The organism is Pseudacidovorax intermedius (assembly GCF_001476815.1).
In the GTDB taxonomy this organism is placed as follows: domain Bacteria; phylum Pseudomonadota; class Gammaproteobacteria; order Burkholderiales; family Burkholderiaceae_C; genus Xenophilus; species Xenophilus intermedius_A.
Genome location: NZ_LDSL01000089.1, coordinates 17,650 through 31,146, shown reverse-complemented (window position 1 = coordinate 31,146; position 13,497 = coordinate 17,650). Strand labels below are relative to the sequence as shown.

Below are 13,497 nucleotides of genomic sequence, written 5' to 3'. Positions count from 1 at the left end.
CCAGCGGCCAGAGCAGCGCCTCGATGGGCGCGCCCAGCAGCGTGATCCAGCCCGGGAAGATGCCGCCGCCCACGATGCGGATGGCCAGCTCGATGACGCGCGACAGCAGGAACAGCGGCACCAGCTGCAGCGCCTGGGCCGACAGCCGGTACCAGAGCAGCCGCCGGTGGATGACGATGGCGAAGAAGCTCAGCGTCGCATAGGACAGCGCATGCTGGCCCAGCAGCGAGGACTCGTGCACGTCCATGACCAGACCGAAGGCGAAGGCGGCGCCCAGGCCGATGCGCGCCGGCTGGTGGGCGCCCCAGAACACCAGCACCACGGCCAGGAAGTCGGGCATCCAGGGCAGGCGGCCCAGCGGCATCATGTTCAGCAGGACGGCCGCCAGCAGGCTGCCCCACATGAACACGGGCTTGGCGGGCAGCAGCAGCTGCTCCTGGCCGGGGCGCATGATCATCGGGCGGCGCCTCCGGTCGCGCCGGTCGTTCCGGTCGCTCCGGCCGCGGCCGGCCGGTCGGCCGGCGCCGACGGGGCGGCCCGGGCCGGGGGCGTGGCCGGCGCGGCCGGCTGCGCCGCGACCGCCGGCTGAGCCGGCTGCGACGCCCGCGCGGCAGGCGGGGCCGACGCCTCGGTCCGGTTGCCCTCGGGCTTGCGGCCCGGCCGGTCGACCTTGTCGAAACGGCGCGGCTCCGTCGCGGGCACCGGCGGGCGTGCCGCCTGCGGCGCCTCGCCCACGGGCGTGAGCACCATCACGTAGCGCGCGGCACCCACCCGCGACAGCGGCACGCAGTGGATGCGGGCGAAGGCGGTGTCGGCGCGGCGGTCGATGCGGTCCACGCGCGCCACCGGCAGGCCGGCCGGGTAGACGCCGTCCACGCCGCTGGTGGACAGCAGGTCGCCCTCGCGCACGTCGGCGTTGGCGGCGGTGAAGCGCAGCTCCATGCCCGCGCTGTGCGGCCCGGCGTCGCCGAAGGCCACGCTGCGCGCGCCGGTGCGGCTGTTCTGCACCGGGATCGCCAGGTCGCGGTCGATGACCAGCGTGACCTCGCTGGTGAAGGCCGACACCAGCGTCACCTGGCCGAGCACGCCCAGTTCGTCGATCACCGGCGAGCCCGGTGCGATGCCGTGCACCTGGCCCTGGTCGATGACCACCTTGCGGGTGTAGGGGTCGGCGGCGTCGTAGAGCACCTCAGCCGCGCGGCCGGGCGTGGGCGCGTTCTGGCGCAGCTCGAGCAGGGTGCGCAGCCGCGCGTTCTCACGCGCCAGCGCATCGGCCTGGCTGGCGCGCTCGGACTGCATCACCAGCCGGCGCCGCGCCTCGGCCTCGTTGCGCTGCGCCGTGGCCACGTCCTCGAAGCGGCGGTTGGCCTCGGCCACCCACTGCACCGGCTTGAGCACCGCCCACTGCAGCGGAAACATCATGGCCGCCAGCGCCGCGCGCACCGGCGCCACGACGTCGAACCGCGCATCGGCCACCATCAGGAAGATCGCCAGCGCGCCGCAGAAGATGAAGCGCGACAACGCCGACGGCCCCTGGTTGAACAGGGGCGGCGCGGAGCGGTCGAGCGTGCCGAACGGCATGGGGTCGGACCTGGCGGGACGAAGGGGCGTCTATATGGCAAAAAGGCCGGCCCGTGGAACGGGGCCGGCCTGTGGACAGCGGCGGCAGCTTACTCGCTGGTGAAGATGCTGCCCAGGCGGTCCATGCGCTCCAGGGCGATGCCGCAGCCGCGCACCACGCAGGTCAGCGGGTCTTCGGCCACCAGCACGGGCAGGCCGGTCTCTTCGGCCAGCAGCCGGTCCAGGTCGCGCAGCAGCGCGCCGCCGCCGGTCAGCATCATGCCGCGCTCGGCGATGTCGGCGCCCAGCTCGGGCGGCGTCTGCTCCAGCGCGTTCTTGACGGCCGAGACGATGTTGTTGAGCGGGTCGGTCAGCGCCTCCAGCACCTCGTTGGAGCTGATGGTGAAGCTGCGCGGCACGCCTTCGGAGAGGTTGCGGCCCTTGACCTCCATCTCCTTGACCTCGGAGCCGGGGAAGGCCGAGCCGATGGTCTTCTTGATGACCTCGGCCGTCGGCTCGCCGATCAGCATGCCGTAGTTGCGGCGGATGTAGTTGATGATGGCTTCGTCGAAGCGGTCGCCGCCGACGCGCACGGAGCCCTTGTAGACCATGCCGCCCAGCGAGATCACGCCCACCTCGGTGGTGCCGCCGCCGATGTCGACCACCATGGAGCCGCTGGCCTCGGACACCGGCAGGCCCGCGCCGATGGCGGCGGCCATGGGCTCCTCGATCAGGTAGACCGAGGTGGCGCCCGCGGCCTCGGCGGCGTCCTTGATGGCGCGGCGCTCGACCTGGGTGGAGCCGCAGGGCACGCAGATGATGATGCGCGGGCTGGGCGTGAGCAGCGTGCGCGGGTGCACCATCTTGATGAACTGCTTGATCATCTGCTCGGTGATCACGAAATCGGCGATCACGCCGTCCTTCATCGGGCGGATGGCCTCGATGTTGCCGGGCACCTTGCCCAGCATGGCCTTGGCTTCGGCGCCCACGGCCTGGATGACCTTCTTGCCGTGCGGACCGCCCTCGTGGCGGATGGCGACCACCGACGGCTCGTCCAGCACGATGCCCTTGTTGCGGGCGAAGATCAGGGTGTTGGCGGTGCCGAGGTCGATCGCGAGGTCGGTGGAAAAGTACCGACGGAATGCTCCAAACATGGGCGATGTCCTTGCGGAGGGGCACGGCGGGCGCTTCGGACCGGCGTCGCCCCGGAATGAGTGAGGAAAAGGGAGATTTGGAAGGCTTTGCCGCTTGCCGGGGCGGCCATGCCGGCACGTTGGCGGCAGTTGCGGCAAAGGCGGGATAATACCCGATTCCCCCTGGCGATTTCCCCACTTGCAGGCCCTTCTGCACGTCGATGGGGCGCCGTCTCTCTGGGTTTTTCCGATGTCTCTCTCCACCACCGACACCGCGCGCATCGCGTCGCTGGCGCGGCTGGCGCTGGCGCCCGACGAAAGCGAGCGCCTGCGCGGCCAGATCAACGGTTTCTTCGACCTCGTCGAGCGCATGCGCGCCGTGGACACCACCGGGGTCGAGCCGCTGTCGCACCCCGTCTCCGCCATCGAGGACATCGTCCTTCGCCTGCGCGAGGACGCGGCCACCGAGCCGAACCAGCGCGAGGCCAACCAGAAGAGCGCCCCCGCCGTCGAGAACGGCCTGTTTCTCGTGCCAAAGGTGATCGAATGAGCGCGCCCGACCTGCACTACCGGGGTGTGGCCGACCTGGCCCGCGCCCTGGCCGCCCGCGAAGTCTCGGCCGTGGAGACCGCCCGGCACTTCCTAGGCCGCATCAAATACCAGAGCGCTTTGGGCGTCTTGGGATCCACCGAGTATCTCGGCGCCTTCGTCGCCGTCGATGAAGACGCGACGCTCGCCCAGGCCCGCGCCGCCGACGCCGCCATCGCGGCTGGCCAGGCCGGCCCGCTGGCTGGCGTGCCCGTCGCCCACAAGGACATCTTCGTGACCACCGGCTGGCCCAGCACCGCGGGCTCGCGCATGCTGGCCGGATACCAGTCGCCCTTCGACGCCACCGTGGTGCGCAAGCTGGGCGAGGCCGGCATGGTCACGCTGGGCAAGCTCAGCTGCGATGAATTCGCCATGGGTTCGTCCAACCAGAACGTGGCCGTGCCCGCCGTAGGCACCGACCAGCCCGTGCCCGTGCGCAACCCCTGGGACACCTCGCGCGTGCCCGGCGGCTCCTCCGGCGGCAGCGCCGTGGCCGTGGCGGCGGGCCTGGCGCCCGCCTCCACCGGCACCGACACCGGCGGCTCGATCCGTCAGCCGGCCAGCTTCTGCGGCATCACCGGCATCAAGCCCACCTACGGCCGCGCCAGCCGCTACGGCATGGTTGCCTTCGCGTCCAGCCTGGACCAGGCCGGCCCCATGGCCCGCTCGGCCGAGGACTGCGCGCTGCTGCTGTCGGCCATGTGCGGGCCCGACCCGGACCGTGATTCCACCTCGCTGGATCGTCCGGCCGAAGACTTCGCTCAGGGATTGACGGGTTCGCTGGACGGCCTGCGCATCGGCGTGCCCAAGGAATTCCTGGGCGACGGCGTGGCGCCCGGCGTGCGCGCCGCCATCGATGCCGCCCTGGCCGAGTACGAGAAGCTGGGCGCCAAGCGCGTGGCAGTGAGCCTGCCGCGCACCGAGCTGGCCATCCCCGTGTACTACATCATTGCCGCGGCCGAGGCCAGCTCCAACCTCAGCCGCTTCGACGGCGTGAAGTTCGGCCACCGCGCCAGCCAGTACAAGGACCTGGCCGAGATGTACATGAAGACCCGCGCCGAAGGCTTCGGCGACGAGGTCAAGCGCCGCATCATGATCGGCACCTACGTGCTGTCGCACGGCTACTACGACGCCTACTACCTGCAGGCGCAGAAGGTGCGCCGCATGATCGCGGACGATTTCCAGGCCGCCTTCCGCGACTGCGACGTGATCGCCGGCCCCGCCGCGCCCACCGTGGCCTGGGCCATCGGCGCGCACAGCGACGATCCCGTCGCCGACTATCTGGCCGACGTCTTCACCCTGCCCGGCTCGCTGGCCGGCCTGCCGGGCCTGAGCCTGCCCTGCGGCTTCGACGGCGGCATGCCCGTGGGCCTGCAGCTGATCGGCAACTACTTCGCCGAAGGCCGGCTGCTGAACGCCGCGCACCGCTTCCAGCAGGCCACCGACTGGCACCAACGCACGCCGGAGGGCTTTTGAGCATGAGCACCGAGACCAACACCTTCGCCGCCGCCCAGGAGGGCCGCCCCACCGGCCCGCTGGTGCAGGGCTATGAAGTCGTCATCGGCTTCGAGACGCATGCCCAGCTCTCCACGCAAAGCAAGATCTTCAGCCGCGCACCCACGGCCTTCGGCGCCGAGCCCAACACGCAGGCCTGCGCGGTGGACCTGGCCCTGCCCGGCACGCTGCCGGTGATGAACCGCGGCGCCGTCGAGCGTGCCATCCGCCTGGGCCTGGCGCTGGGCAGCACCATCGCGCCGCGCAGCATCTTCGCGCGCAAGAACTACTTCTACCCCGACCTGCCCAAGGGCTACCAGATCAGCCAGTACGAGATTCCCGTCGTGCAGGGCGGCTCGGTCAGCTTCTGGCTGGGCGAGGAACGCAAGACGGTGCGCCTGGTGCGCGCTCATCTGGAGGAAGACGCCGGCAAGTCGCTGCACGAGGACTTCGTCGGCCAGTCGGGCATCGACCTCAACCGCGCCGGCACGCCGCTGCTGGAGATCGTGACCGAGCCGGACATCCGCTCCAGCGCCGAGGCCGTCGCCTATGCGCGCGAGCTGCACAAGATCGTCACCTGGATCGGCATCTGCGACGGCAACATGCAGGAAGGCTCCTTCCGCTGCGACGCCAACGTCTCGGTGCGCCGGCCGGGCCAGCCGCTGGGCACGCGCCGCGAGATCAAGAACCTCAACAGCTTCCGCTTCATGCAGCAGGCGATCGACTTCGAGATCCGCTGGCAGATCGAGCAGATCGAGGACGGCCACCCCATCCAGCAGGCCACGGTGCTGTTCGACCCCGACACGGGCGAGACGCGCGCCATGCGCACCAAGGAAGACGCGGCCGACTACCGCTACTTCCCCGACCCCGACCTGCCGCCGCTGGTGATCGGCCGCGACTGGGTGGATGCGGTGAAGGCGCAGATGCCCGAGCTGCCGCGCGCCATGGCCGAGCGCTACGTGCGCGACTTCGGCCTGACCGACTACGACGCCACGCAGCTCACACAGAGCCCGGCGCATGCCGCCTACTTCGATGCCGCCGTGGCCGCGGGCGCCGCGCCCAAGCTGGCCAGCAACTGGCTGTCGGGCGAGATCGCCAAGCGCCTGAACACGCAGGAAGTCGGCATCGAGGCCGCGCCGGTCAAGCCCGCCCAGCTGGCGCAGCTGATCGGCCGCATCGGCGACGGCACCATCTCCAACAACGCGGCGCGTCAGGTCTTCGATGCGCTGTGGAGCGGCGAGGGCGAGTCGGTCGATGCGCTCATCGAGGCCAAGGGCCTCAAGCAGATGAACGACACCGGCGCGCTGGAGAAGATCGTCGACGACGTGCTCGCGAAGAACGAGAAGAACATCGCCGAATACCGCGCCGGCAAGGACAAGGCCTTCAACGCCCTGGTCGGCCAGGTGATGAAGGAGAGCAAGGGCAAGGCGAATCCGGCGCAGGTCAATGCGCTGCTGAAGTCGCGTCTGGGCTAGAGGATGGAGGCGGCCCTCAGCGGCTGGGGCCCCAGAGCCTGTCCAGCCGCTGGCGCTCCTCGTCGAAGCGGGCGTTGATGCGCTGCTTTTCGTCTTCCTGCTCGCGCAGCAGCCGCTCCTGCATGCTCACGGCATTGGCGTTGTCGGCCATCTGCACCTTGAGCGCGGCGGGGGCCTGGGCCGGGTCCTTGGCGTAGGCCGCCATGTCCTGGTCCAGCTTGCGGCGCGCCTGCGCCAGGTCGGCCAGGCGGCGGCGGGCGGCGGCGATCTCGGCCTCGGACTGCGCCAGCGCCTCGGTGCGCCGGCGGTCGTGCGCGGCGGCGTCGGGGTAACGGGCCAGCAGCGCCATGTCGCGCCGCCGCTCGTCGCGGCGCTGGGCCTCGGCGCGCTCTTCGGCCTGGCGGCGCTGGTCGCGCTGCAGCTGCTCCTGCGGCGTGAGCGCCGGCTCGATGCGCCGCCGCACGCTGCCGCTGGGCGACAGCTCCAGCTGTACCCGGTCGGCGCACTCGGCGATGTAGCGGTCGGAGGTCAGGTGCTGGCCGCGCGCCGTGGTGCAGGTGAAGATGCTGCCCTGCGTCATGCCGCTGCCCGGCTGCTGGGCGTGAGCGACGGTTGCGGCGCCGCACAGCGCGCCGACGGCCAGAAACAGACGCCCGGCGGCGCGATGGACCTCAGGCACCGTAGCGCTCACGGTAGGCCTGCACGCTGGCGCGATGGGCGCGCAGTTCTTCGCCGGCACGCTCGTCCAGGTAGGCGAGCAGGTCACTCAGGCTGGCGATGGCCACCACCGCCATGCCCAGCTGGTCGCGCACGTACTGCACGGCGCTGTGAGGCACGTCCTGGCCGTTCTCGGTGGCCTGCTCCTGGCGGTCCAGCGCGATGGCCACGGCATGCGGCGTGGCGCCGGCGGCGCGGATGGTGGCGATGGACTCGCGCACCGCGGTGCCGGCGGACATGACGTCGTCCACGATCAGCACGCGGCCGGCCAGCGGCGCACCGACCAGCGAGCCGCCCTCGCCGTGGTCCTTGGCTTCCTTGCGGTTGTAGGCGAAGGGCACGTTGCGGCCGCGCCGCGCCAGCTCGGCCGCCACCGTCGCGCCCAGCGGGATGCCCTTGTAGGCGGGACCGAAGATCATGTCGAACTCCAGGCCGGAGTCGATCAGGCGCGCTGCATAGAATTCCGCCAGCCGCGCGATGCGGGCGCCGTCGTTGAACAGGCCCGCATTGAAGAAATAGGGACTCAGACGCCCGGCCTTGGTCTTGAACTCGCCGAAGCGCAGCACGCCGGCCTCGATCGCGAACGCCACGAAGTCCTGCGCCAGGCGCGCGTCGTGTTGCTGCTGCTGCTTCCCGTCCACTGCCATCCGCATTCCTCGAAACGTGTTCAAACTCACCAGCCTCAACCTCAACGGCCTGCGTTCCGCCTCGACAAAAGGGGTCGCCGACTGGGTCGCCGAAGCGGCGCCGGATTGTATTTGCATGCAGGAGATCCGCGTCCAGGCGAGCGACGTGCAGGGCCGCTTCGAGCAGATGGCGGGCCTGAAGGGCCACTTCCACTTCGCGGAGAAGAAGGGCTATGCCGGCACCGCCATCTACACGAAGCACGAGCCCACCGACGTCGTGATCGGCTGGGGCAACACCGAGTTCGACGCTGAGGGCCGCTACCTGGAGCTGCGCTTCGACACGCCGGCGCGCAAGCTCTCGATCATCAGCTGCTACTTTCCGAGCGGCAGTTCGGGCGAGGAGCGGCAGGCGGCGAAGTTCCGCTTCCTGGAAGGCTTCATGCCCTACTTGGTGCAGCTGAAGAAGACGCGCGAGTTCATCCTGTGCGGCGACATCAACATCGCCCACCAGGAAGCGGACCTGAAGAACTGGAAGGGCAACCTCAAGAACAGCGGCTTCCTGCCCGAGGAGCGCGCCTGGATGACCCGCCTGCTCGACGCTGGCGCCGAGGGCGCGGGCCTGGTGGACGTCTACCGCCACCTTCAGCCCGACACCACCGACGCCTGCTACACGTGGTGGAGCAACCGCGGCCAGGCCTATGCCAAGAACGTGGGCTGGCGCCTGGACTACCACCTGGCCACGCCGGCCATGGCCCAGCTGGCGCGCAGCGAGCACATCTTCAAGACGATCAAGTTCAGCGACCACGCGCCGATCACGATCGATTACGACTTCACCCTTTGAAGGGCAGCGCCCAGCCTGCCATGGCCCGGGCGTGCACAGCGCAGTTCAGGCCAAGCTGAACACCACGTCCTGCGCCCCCTCCCACAGGACGCGGCGGCCCAGCTCGGGCAGGTGCTCGCGGCCTTCCACGATGGTGAGGAAGTGGTTGCCGGCCAGCGTGCCCATGCGGCTGGCGAAGCTGCAGGCGCCGTAGGCCAGGATAATCTCGGTCTCGCTGTAGCCGCCGGGGTAGAACAGCACGTCGCCGCGCGACGGGTGACTGGTGTGGTTCTCGAAGCCCACCGGCGCGCCCTCGTGGGTCAGGCGGAACTCGCCCAGCGGCACCCAGCAGCCCTCGCCGCTCCAGCGCACGTGGATGAGCTTCTGCCGGTAGGGCAGCAGTTGCAGGAAGGCGGCCACGGTCTGCGGCGCGTCGGGATGGGTCTCGGCGACGAAGTCGAAGCCGGCGGCCTGCATGCGGATACGGGTCATGGAGAAGGATTCCGGAAAAAGGAAAAAAGGCTCAGCAGCAGCCGCCCAGAAAGCGGCCATCGCGGCAGAAGGGTGCCATATCTTCGGCGAAGGCCTGGACCGTGCGGCGCCAGCCGGCATGGGCAGCATCCGCCGACAGGGCCAACCGCATGCGCGCCCGCAACTCGACCTGCAGGGCCACCTCGTCCACGCCCAGAACGCGTCCAGCCTCGACCACCGTGCGGCCGCCGGCGATGACGGTGTGCACATGCCGGCCCGTGCCGCGCGCGAGCAGCAGGTCCAGCGGGTCGACGTCGTCGAACAGGGCATCGTCGTCCAGCGCGTCCCAGTCGAGCAGCACGAGGTCCGCGCGCTCGCCCGGCGCGATGCGCCCGCGCGAGGCGAAGCGCCACAGCTGGGCCGGCGTCATGGTGGTGTCGTAGCCCCAGCCGCGGTGCAGCGCATAGGCCAGGCGCGCCTCGCGCAGGGCATCGTCGTCCTCGTCGAAGGCCATGCCGTCCAGGCCCATGGCGACGCGGCAGCCGTGGGCCAGCATCTGCGCCAGCGGGGCGATGCCGGACTTGAGGCCCAGGTTGGAGCTGGTGTTGACGGCGATGGTGGCGCCGCGCTCCGCGATCAGGGCCAGCTCCTCCGGCCGCGCCCAGGTGCAGTGCGCCAGCGTGAGCCGCGGGCCGAGCAGGCCGATGTCGTCCAGGAAGCGCACGATGCCGCCCGGGTGCGCGGCATCGGCCCAGGCGCGCTGGTACTGCGTCTCCAGCAGGTGCATGTGCACACGCCGGCCGGTGTCGGCCGAAGCCTGGGCGATGGCTTCGAGCAGCGGCGCGCTGCACCACTGCACGCCGGTGGGGCCGTACTGCAGGTCCGCATGGGAATCCAGCCCTTCCGCGGCGAAGCGCTGCGCCACCTCTTCCACCAGCGCGAGCTGCTGCGCGGGCGGCGTCGACGGTGCCGACAGCCGGCGGGCGATGTCGTCACGGATGGCCGGACGCAGCGCCGCCAGCACCGCCGCGTCGTCGGCGTAGCCCAGGCCGTGGCGGTCGCGCAGGGCCACCGCGAAGCCGATGCGCACGCCCACGTCGCGCGCGGCCCGGCCCACGGCCGCCGCCTCGTCGACATAGGGCAGGCCACCCTGCACGCGGGTGTAGTGCACCATCAGGTCCACCACGCCGTTGCGCAGCGAGCGGGCGAAGGAGGTCGCGGCGCACAGGTATGGGTCCATGCCCGGCACCACGCCCAGGAAGGGCAGCCAGCCCTCCAGCGGCTGGCCGAAGGCACCCAGCGTGGCGCTGCGCACGGTGCGCGCATGGTCGTGCGCATTGGCCAGCGCCGGCAGCGACAGACGGCGGCGGCCGGGCACCGGGGCAGGCAGCGTGTCGACGGCCGCCACGCGCGGGCCGTCGAGGCGGATGCGCATGTCGCGCTGCGCGGGCGCCGCACCGGGTTCGGCCAGCAGCCAGGCGCAGTCGATGGTGGTGGGGATGGCGTCGCTCATCGCTTCGCGAGCGTGCGCTCCGCCAGCGGCGGCAGGAAGCGGCGGTCGAAGACCTCGGCGGCCGTGGGCACGCGCGGCAGACCGAAGGCCTCCTTGAGCTGCAGGAAGGCGCGGGCGAAGCGGGCATCGCTGATGTCGCCCAGGCCCTGCGTCGCCACCTCGGGCGTGAGCATGACGGTCTTGAGCGTGTAGAGCAGGCGGCGCTTCTCCAGCTCCTTGTTGAGCAGCGGCTCGCGCTTGACCAGCGCCGCGATGGCCGCGTCCGGGTCGGCGATGGTGTCGCGCACCGCGTGGTTGATCGCCCGCACCAGGCCGGCCACGGCCTCGGGCCGCTCGCGCAGCAGCTGCTGCGACACCATCACGCCGTTGCCGTAGAGCTCGACGCCGAAGTCGCCGTAATGGAACCAGCGGATGTCCTTGTCGGGGTCGATGCCCTGCGCCACCAGGTTCATGTAGCTGGTGACCGAGAACACGGCCGCGGCGTCGACATGGCCCTTGAGCAGCAGTTGCTCCTGCAGGTTGGGCGCCACGTTGGTCCACGCGACCTTGGCGGCGTCGATGCCGGTGCGCGCCGCGATGACCGGGAACATGCGGGCTGCCGCGCCACCGGCCGGCGTGCCGACGGTGCGGCCTTCGAGGTCCTTGGGCGTGCGGATCGGGCCGTCGGCCTTGGCGATGAGTGCGAAGGGCGCGCGGTTGTAGAGCATGTAGACCATCACCGGCGCCTGGCCCGGCTTGGCGGCGGCGTTCTGCACGATGGCGTTCACGTCGCCGAAGCCGGCCTGGTAGGCGCCGGCCATGATCTTGGTGACGGTGGCGGCCGAGCCGTCGCCCTGGTCGATGGTCACGGCCAGCTTCTCGCGGGCGAAATAGCCGCGGTCCTGCGCGAGGTAGTACCAGGCGTGCACGCCCTGGAGCTTCCAGTCGAGGACGAACTTGATCGGGGTCTCGGTCTGGGCGGCGGCGGGGGCGGGTGCCAGCGCGGCGCCCACGGCCATCAGCAGGGACAGGGCCGAGAGCGCCAAGCCGGCGGCGCGACGAGGGAGGAAGCGGGACATGAAAGCTCCTTGGAATTCGAAAGACGGAGGGCCCTGGCGAGCGGGCGCCTCGGCTTCGACAGGCTCAGCCCGAACGGACTTGGGTTCACTGACCTGCATCTCCGTTATCCATTGCGCTGCGCGCCATCCGCATCGCATGAAACCGGCGCCACCTTTCTGATCGAATGGCCGCGGCGCAGGCCAGGCCAGGCCAGTGCACCCGCGGAACCGGCTCTGCCGGGCCGCCGGGTGCGCCCCTTGAGGGGGATGGGACTTCCACACGCAGTGAGGAAGTCCAAACGGGGTGGTTTCATTTCAGGCGCCGGTCGCCGCCAGGTCGGTCTTGCGTTGCGACCAGCCGGTCACGCGCCGCTCGACCAGCGCCGACAGCGCATAGAGCAGCACGCCCATGGCCGCCAGCAGGAAGAGGCCGGCGAAGACCATCGGCACGTCGAAGTTGCCGCTGGCGATCATCATCACGGTGCCGATGCCGCGGTTGGAAGCCACCGTCTCCGACAGCACCGTGCCCACGAAGGACAGCGTGATGGCGATCTTGAGCGAGGCGAACAGGTAGGGCATGGCGCGCGGCAGGCCCACGTTCCAGAGGATGTCGCGCTTGCGCGCGCCCAGCACCCGCAGCACGTCCTCCAGCTCGGGCTCGGTGCTGGCGAGGCCCGTGGCCACGTTGACCACCACAGGAAAGATGCTGATGACCATCGAAGTGAGCACCGCCGGCACGGTGCCGGCGCCGAACCACACGACGAACAGCGGCACCACCGCCACCTTCGGAATGCTGGAGAAGCCCACCAGCAGCGGATAGGTGACGTCGTAAGCCAGCTTCGACGAGCCGATGCCCACGCCGATGACGATGCCCGCCGCCACGCCCAGCGCGAAGCCCAGCAGCGTGGTGTAGAGCGTCTGCACCGTGTGCGGCCACAGCAGCGGCATGCGCTCGATCAGCACGCGGGCGATCTGGCTGGGCCGCGGCAGCACCAGGTCCGAGATGCCGCTGGCCAGGCAGATGAGCTCCCAGGCCAGGAAGAAGCCGACCAGCGCCAGCGCGGAGAGCAGCCGCTGGCGCGCCAGGGGAGACAGCCGCGGCGTGGCGGGGCCTGCGGCTTCGCCTGCGGATGCGGATGCGGATGCGGATGCGGACATGGGTTCGGCCGCGTCCACGACGTTCACGCGCGCGTTCATGCCGCCACCCCCTGCAGTGCGGGCACCGACACGGGCGGAGGCGTGGCATCGCCGTCGCAGCGCGCCTCGGCGATGCGCATGCGCAGCTGCTGCACCAGCGCGCCGAAGGCCGGGTCGTAGCTGGACTGCAGCGTGCGCGGCCGGGCGAAGTCCACGTCGCGCGTCTCCAGGATGCGGCCGGGCCGCGCGCTCATCACGCAGATGCGGTTGGCCAGGTAGGCCGACTCGCGCAGGTCGTGCGTCACCAGCAGCACGGTGGGCCGCTGGGTCATCCACAGCGTCTGCATGATGTCCCACAGCTCCTCGCGGGTGAACTGGTCGAGCGCGCCGAAGGGCTCGTCCAGCAGCAGCAGCTCGGGCTGGTGAACCAGCGCGCGGCACAGCGAGGCCCGCTGCAGCATGCCGCCCGACAGCTGCCAGGGCCGCTTGTCGCCGAAGCCGCGCAGGCCCACCTGGGCCAGCAGCGCATCGGCGCGCTCGGCGTACTCGCCGCGCTTCTTGCGGGCGTAGTCCTGCCGGAAGGGCTCGACGATCTTGAGCGGGATCATCACGTTCTCGCGGATCGTCAGCCACGGCAGCATGGTCGGGTTCTGGAAGGCCAGGCCGATGCGCAGCGCCGGCCTTCCGGCCACCACGGGTCGGGCACCGGCCGGCCCCACCTCGCGGCCACCGGCGATGACGGCGCCCGAGGTGGGCCGCAGCAGGCCGGCCAGCAGCTTGAGGATGGTGGACTTGCCGCAGCCGCTGGGGCCGACCAGCGCGACGAAGTCGCCGCGGTCGATGCCCAGCGTGGTGTGGTCCAGGGCGATGGTGCCGCCGCCGTAGCGCAGCATCACGTCGGAGAGTTGGATGAAGCTCTGGCTCAT

The 13,497-nt window shown here is 70.8% G+C and carries 14 protein-coding genes; 4 read left to right on the top strand and 10 right to left on the bottom strand.

The annotated features are described in order from the left end of the window. The 3 genes from mreD to NS331_RS14505 form a co-directional block, all read right to left on the bottom strand. The coding region (gene mreD, locus NS331_RS14515; protein ID WP_058642687.1) for a rod shape-determining protein MreD at positions 1-457 on the bottom strand (457 nt) is incomplete at its 3' end. Continuing rightward, on the bottom strand, positions 454-1,581 hold the full coding sequence (gene mreC / locus NS331_RS14510; RefSeq protein ID WP_082702491.1) for a rod shape-determining protein MreC: 1,128 nt from the start codon (positions 1,579-1,581) through the stop codon (positions 454-456). The genes mreC and mreD, both read right to left, overlap by 4 nt. Positions 1,582-1,670: 89 nt before the next feature. Next, a complete protein-coding gene (locus tag NS331_RS14505; RefSeq protein ID WP_058642686.1) occupies positions 1,671-2,714 on the bottom strand; it encodes a rod shape-determining protein in 1,044 nt (347 codons plus the stop codon). Between the two features lie 229 nt (positions 2,715-2,943). Here NS331_RS14505 and gatC point away from each other — a divergent pair, with 229 nt between their 5' ends. The 3 genes from gatC to gatB are packed head-to-tail and all read left to right on the top strand — an operon-like array spanning position 2,944 to position 6,250. Further along, positions 2,944-3,243 carry an Asp-tRNA(Asn)/Glu-tRNA(Gln) amidotransferase subunit GatC gene (gene gatC / locus NS331_RS14500; protein WP_058642685.1) on the top strand — a complete coding sequence of 100 codons (300 nt, stop codon included), beginning with the start codon at positions 2,944-2,946 and terminating at the stop codon, positions 3,241-3,243. Then, on the top strand, positions 3,240-4,757 hold the full coding sequence (gatA, locus tag NS331_RS14495; protein ID WP_058642684.1) for an Asp-tRNA(Asn)/Glu-tRNA(Gln) amidotransferase subunit GatA: 1,518 nt from the start codon (positions 3,240-3,242) through the stop codon (positions 4,755-4,757). Before gatC ends, gatA begins: the two co-directional genes overlap by 4 nt. A 2-nt stretch (positions 4,758-4,759) precedes the next feature. Further along, a complete protein-coding gene (gene gatB / locus NS331_RS14490) occupies positions 4,760-6,250 on the top strand; it encodes an Asp-tRNA(Asn)/Glu-tRNA(Gln) amidotransferase subunit GatB (RefSeq protein WP_058642683.1) in 1,491 nt (496 codons plus the stop codon). Between the two features lie 16 nt (positions 6,251-6,266). Here the strand turns inward: gatB and NS331_RS14485 are convergent, their stop codons facing one another. Further along, positions 6,267-6,929 carry a DUF4124 domain-containing protein gene (locus tag NS331_RS14485; RefSeq protein WP_242873754.1) on the bottom strand — a complete coding sequence of 221 codons (663 nt, stop codon included), beginning with the start codon at positions 6,927-6,929 and terminating at the stop codon, positions 6,267-6,269. After that, positions 6,922-7,614, bottom strand: coding sequence for an orotate phosphoribosyltransferase (gene pyrE / locus NS331_RS14480; protein WP_058642682.1), 693 nt, complete (start codon positions 7,612-7,614; stop codon positions 6,922-6,924). Before pyrE ends, NS331_RS14485 begins: the two co-directional genes overlap by 8 nt. 16 nt (positions 7,615-7,630) lie before the next feature. On the opposite strand from pyrE, the gene NS331_RS14475 reads away from it, so the two are divergent. After that, a complete protein-coding gene (locus NS331_RS14475) occupies positions 7,631-8,434 on the top strand; it encodes an exodeoxyribonuclease III (protein WP_058642681.1) in 804 nt (267 codons plus the stop codon). Positions 8,435-8,479: 45 nt separating this feature from the next. Here the strand turns inward: NS331_RS14475 and NS331_RS14470 are convergent, their stop codons facing one another. The 5 genes from NS331_RS14470 to NS331_RS14450 form a co-directional block, all read right to left on the bottom strand. Continuing rightward, entirely contained in the window at positions 8,480-8,905 is a 426-nt protein-coding gene (locus NS331_RS14470; RefSeq protein WP_058642680.1) for a DUF3830 family protein, read from the bottom strand. 31 nt (positions 8,906-8,936) lie between these two features. Next, positions 8,937-10,397, bottom strand: coding sequence for an amidohydrolase family protein (locus NS331_RS14465; RefSeq protein WP_206597336.1), 1,461 nt, complete (start codon positions 10,395-10,397; stop codon positions 8,937-8,939). Further along, a complete protein-coding gene (locus NS331_RS14460) occupies positions 10,394-11,455 on the bottom strand; it encodes an ABC transporter substrate-binding protein (protein WP_058642679.1) in 1,062 nt (353 codons plus the stop codon). Before NS331_RS14460 ends, NS331_RS14465 begins: the two co-directional genes overlap by 4 nt. A 294-nt stretch (positions 11,456-11,749) precedes the next feature. Beyond that, positions 11,750-12,631 carry an ABC transporter permease gene (locus tag NS331_RS14455; protein ID WP_242873753.1) on the bottom strand — a complete coding sequence of 294 codons (882 nt, stop codon included), beginning with the start codon at positions 12,629-12,631 and terminating at the stop codon, positions 11,750-11,752. After that, the gene (locus NS331_RS14450) at positions 12,628-13,497 is read right to left on the bottom strand and encodes an ABC transporter ATP-binding protein (RefSeq protein ID WP_058642678.1); all 870 of its coding nucleotides are present in this window, start codon (positions 13,495-13,497) and stop codon (positions 12,628-12,630) included. The genes NS331_RS14455 and NS331_RS14450 overlap by 4 nt, the downstream gene beginning before the upstream one ends.

What these genes read in the sequence shown, in the direction of transcription:
- mreC (WP_082702491.1), bottom strand. Translation starts at nt 1,581, where the DNA reads ATGCCGTTCGGCACGCTCGACCGCTCCGCGCCGCCCCTGTTCAACCAG.
- NS331_RS14505 (WP_058642686.1), bottom strand. Translation starts at nt 2,714, where the DNA reads ATGTTTGGAGCATTCCGTCGGTACTTTTCCACCGACCTCGCGATCGAC.
- gatC (WP_058642685.1), top strand. Translation starts at nt 2,944, where the DNA reads ATGTCTCTCTCCACCACCGACACCGCGCGCATCGCGTCGCTGGCGCGG.
- gatA (WP_058642684.1), top strand. Translation starts at nt 3,240, where the DNA reads ATGAGCGCGCCCGACCTGCACTACCGGGGTGTGGCCGACCTGGCCCGC.
- gatB (WP_058642683.1), top strand. Translation starts at nt 4,760, where the DNA reads ATGAGCACCGAGACCAACACCTTCGCCGCCGCCCAGGAGGGCCGCCCC.
- pyrE (WP_058642682.1), bottom strand. Translation starts at nt 7,614, where the DNA reads ATGGCAGTGGACGGGAAGCAGCAGCAGCAACACGACGCGCGCCTGGCG.
- NS331_RS14470 (WP_058642680.1), bottom strand. Translation starts at nt 8,905, where the DNA reads ATGACCCGTATCCGCATGCAGGCCGCCGGCTTCGACTTCGTCGCCGAG.
- NS331_RS14465 (WP_206597336.1), bottom strand. Translation starts at nt 10,397, where the DNA reads ATGAGCGACGCCATCCCCACCACCATCGACTGCGCCTGGCTGCTGGCC.
- NS331_RS14460 (WP_058642679.1), bottom strand. Translation starts at nt 11,455, where the DNA reads ATGTCCCGCTTCCTCCCTCGTCGCGCCGCCGGCTTGGCGCTCTCGGCC.
- NS331_RS14455 (WP_242873753.1), bottom strand. Translation starts at nt 12,631, where the DNA reads ATGAACGCGCGCGTGAACGTCGTGGACGCGGCCGAACCCATGTCCGCA.
- NS331_RS14450 (WP_058642678.1), bottom strand. Translation starts at nt 13,497, where the DNA reads ATGAGCCAGAGCTTCATCCAACTCTCCGACGTGATGCTGCGCTACGGC.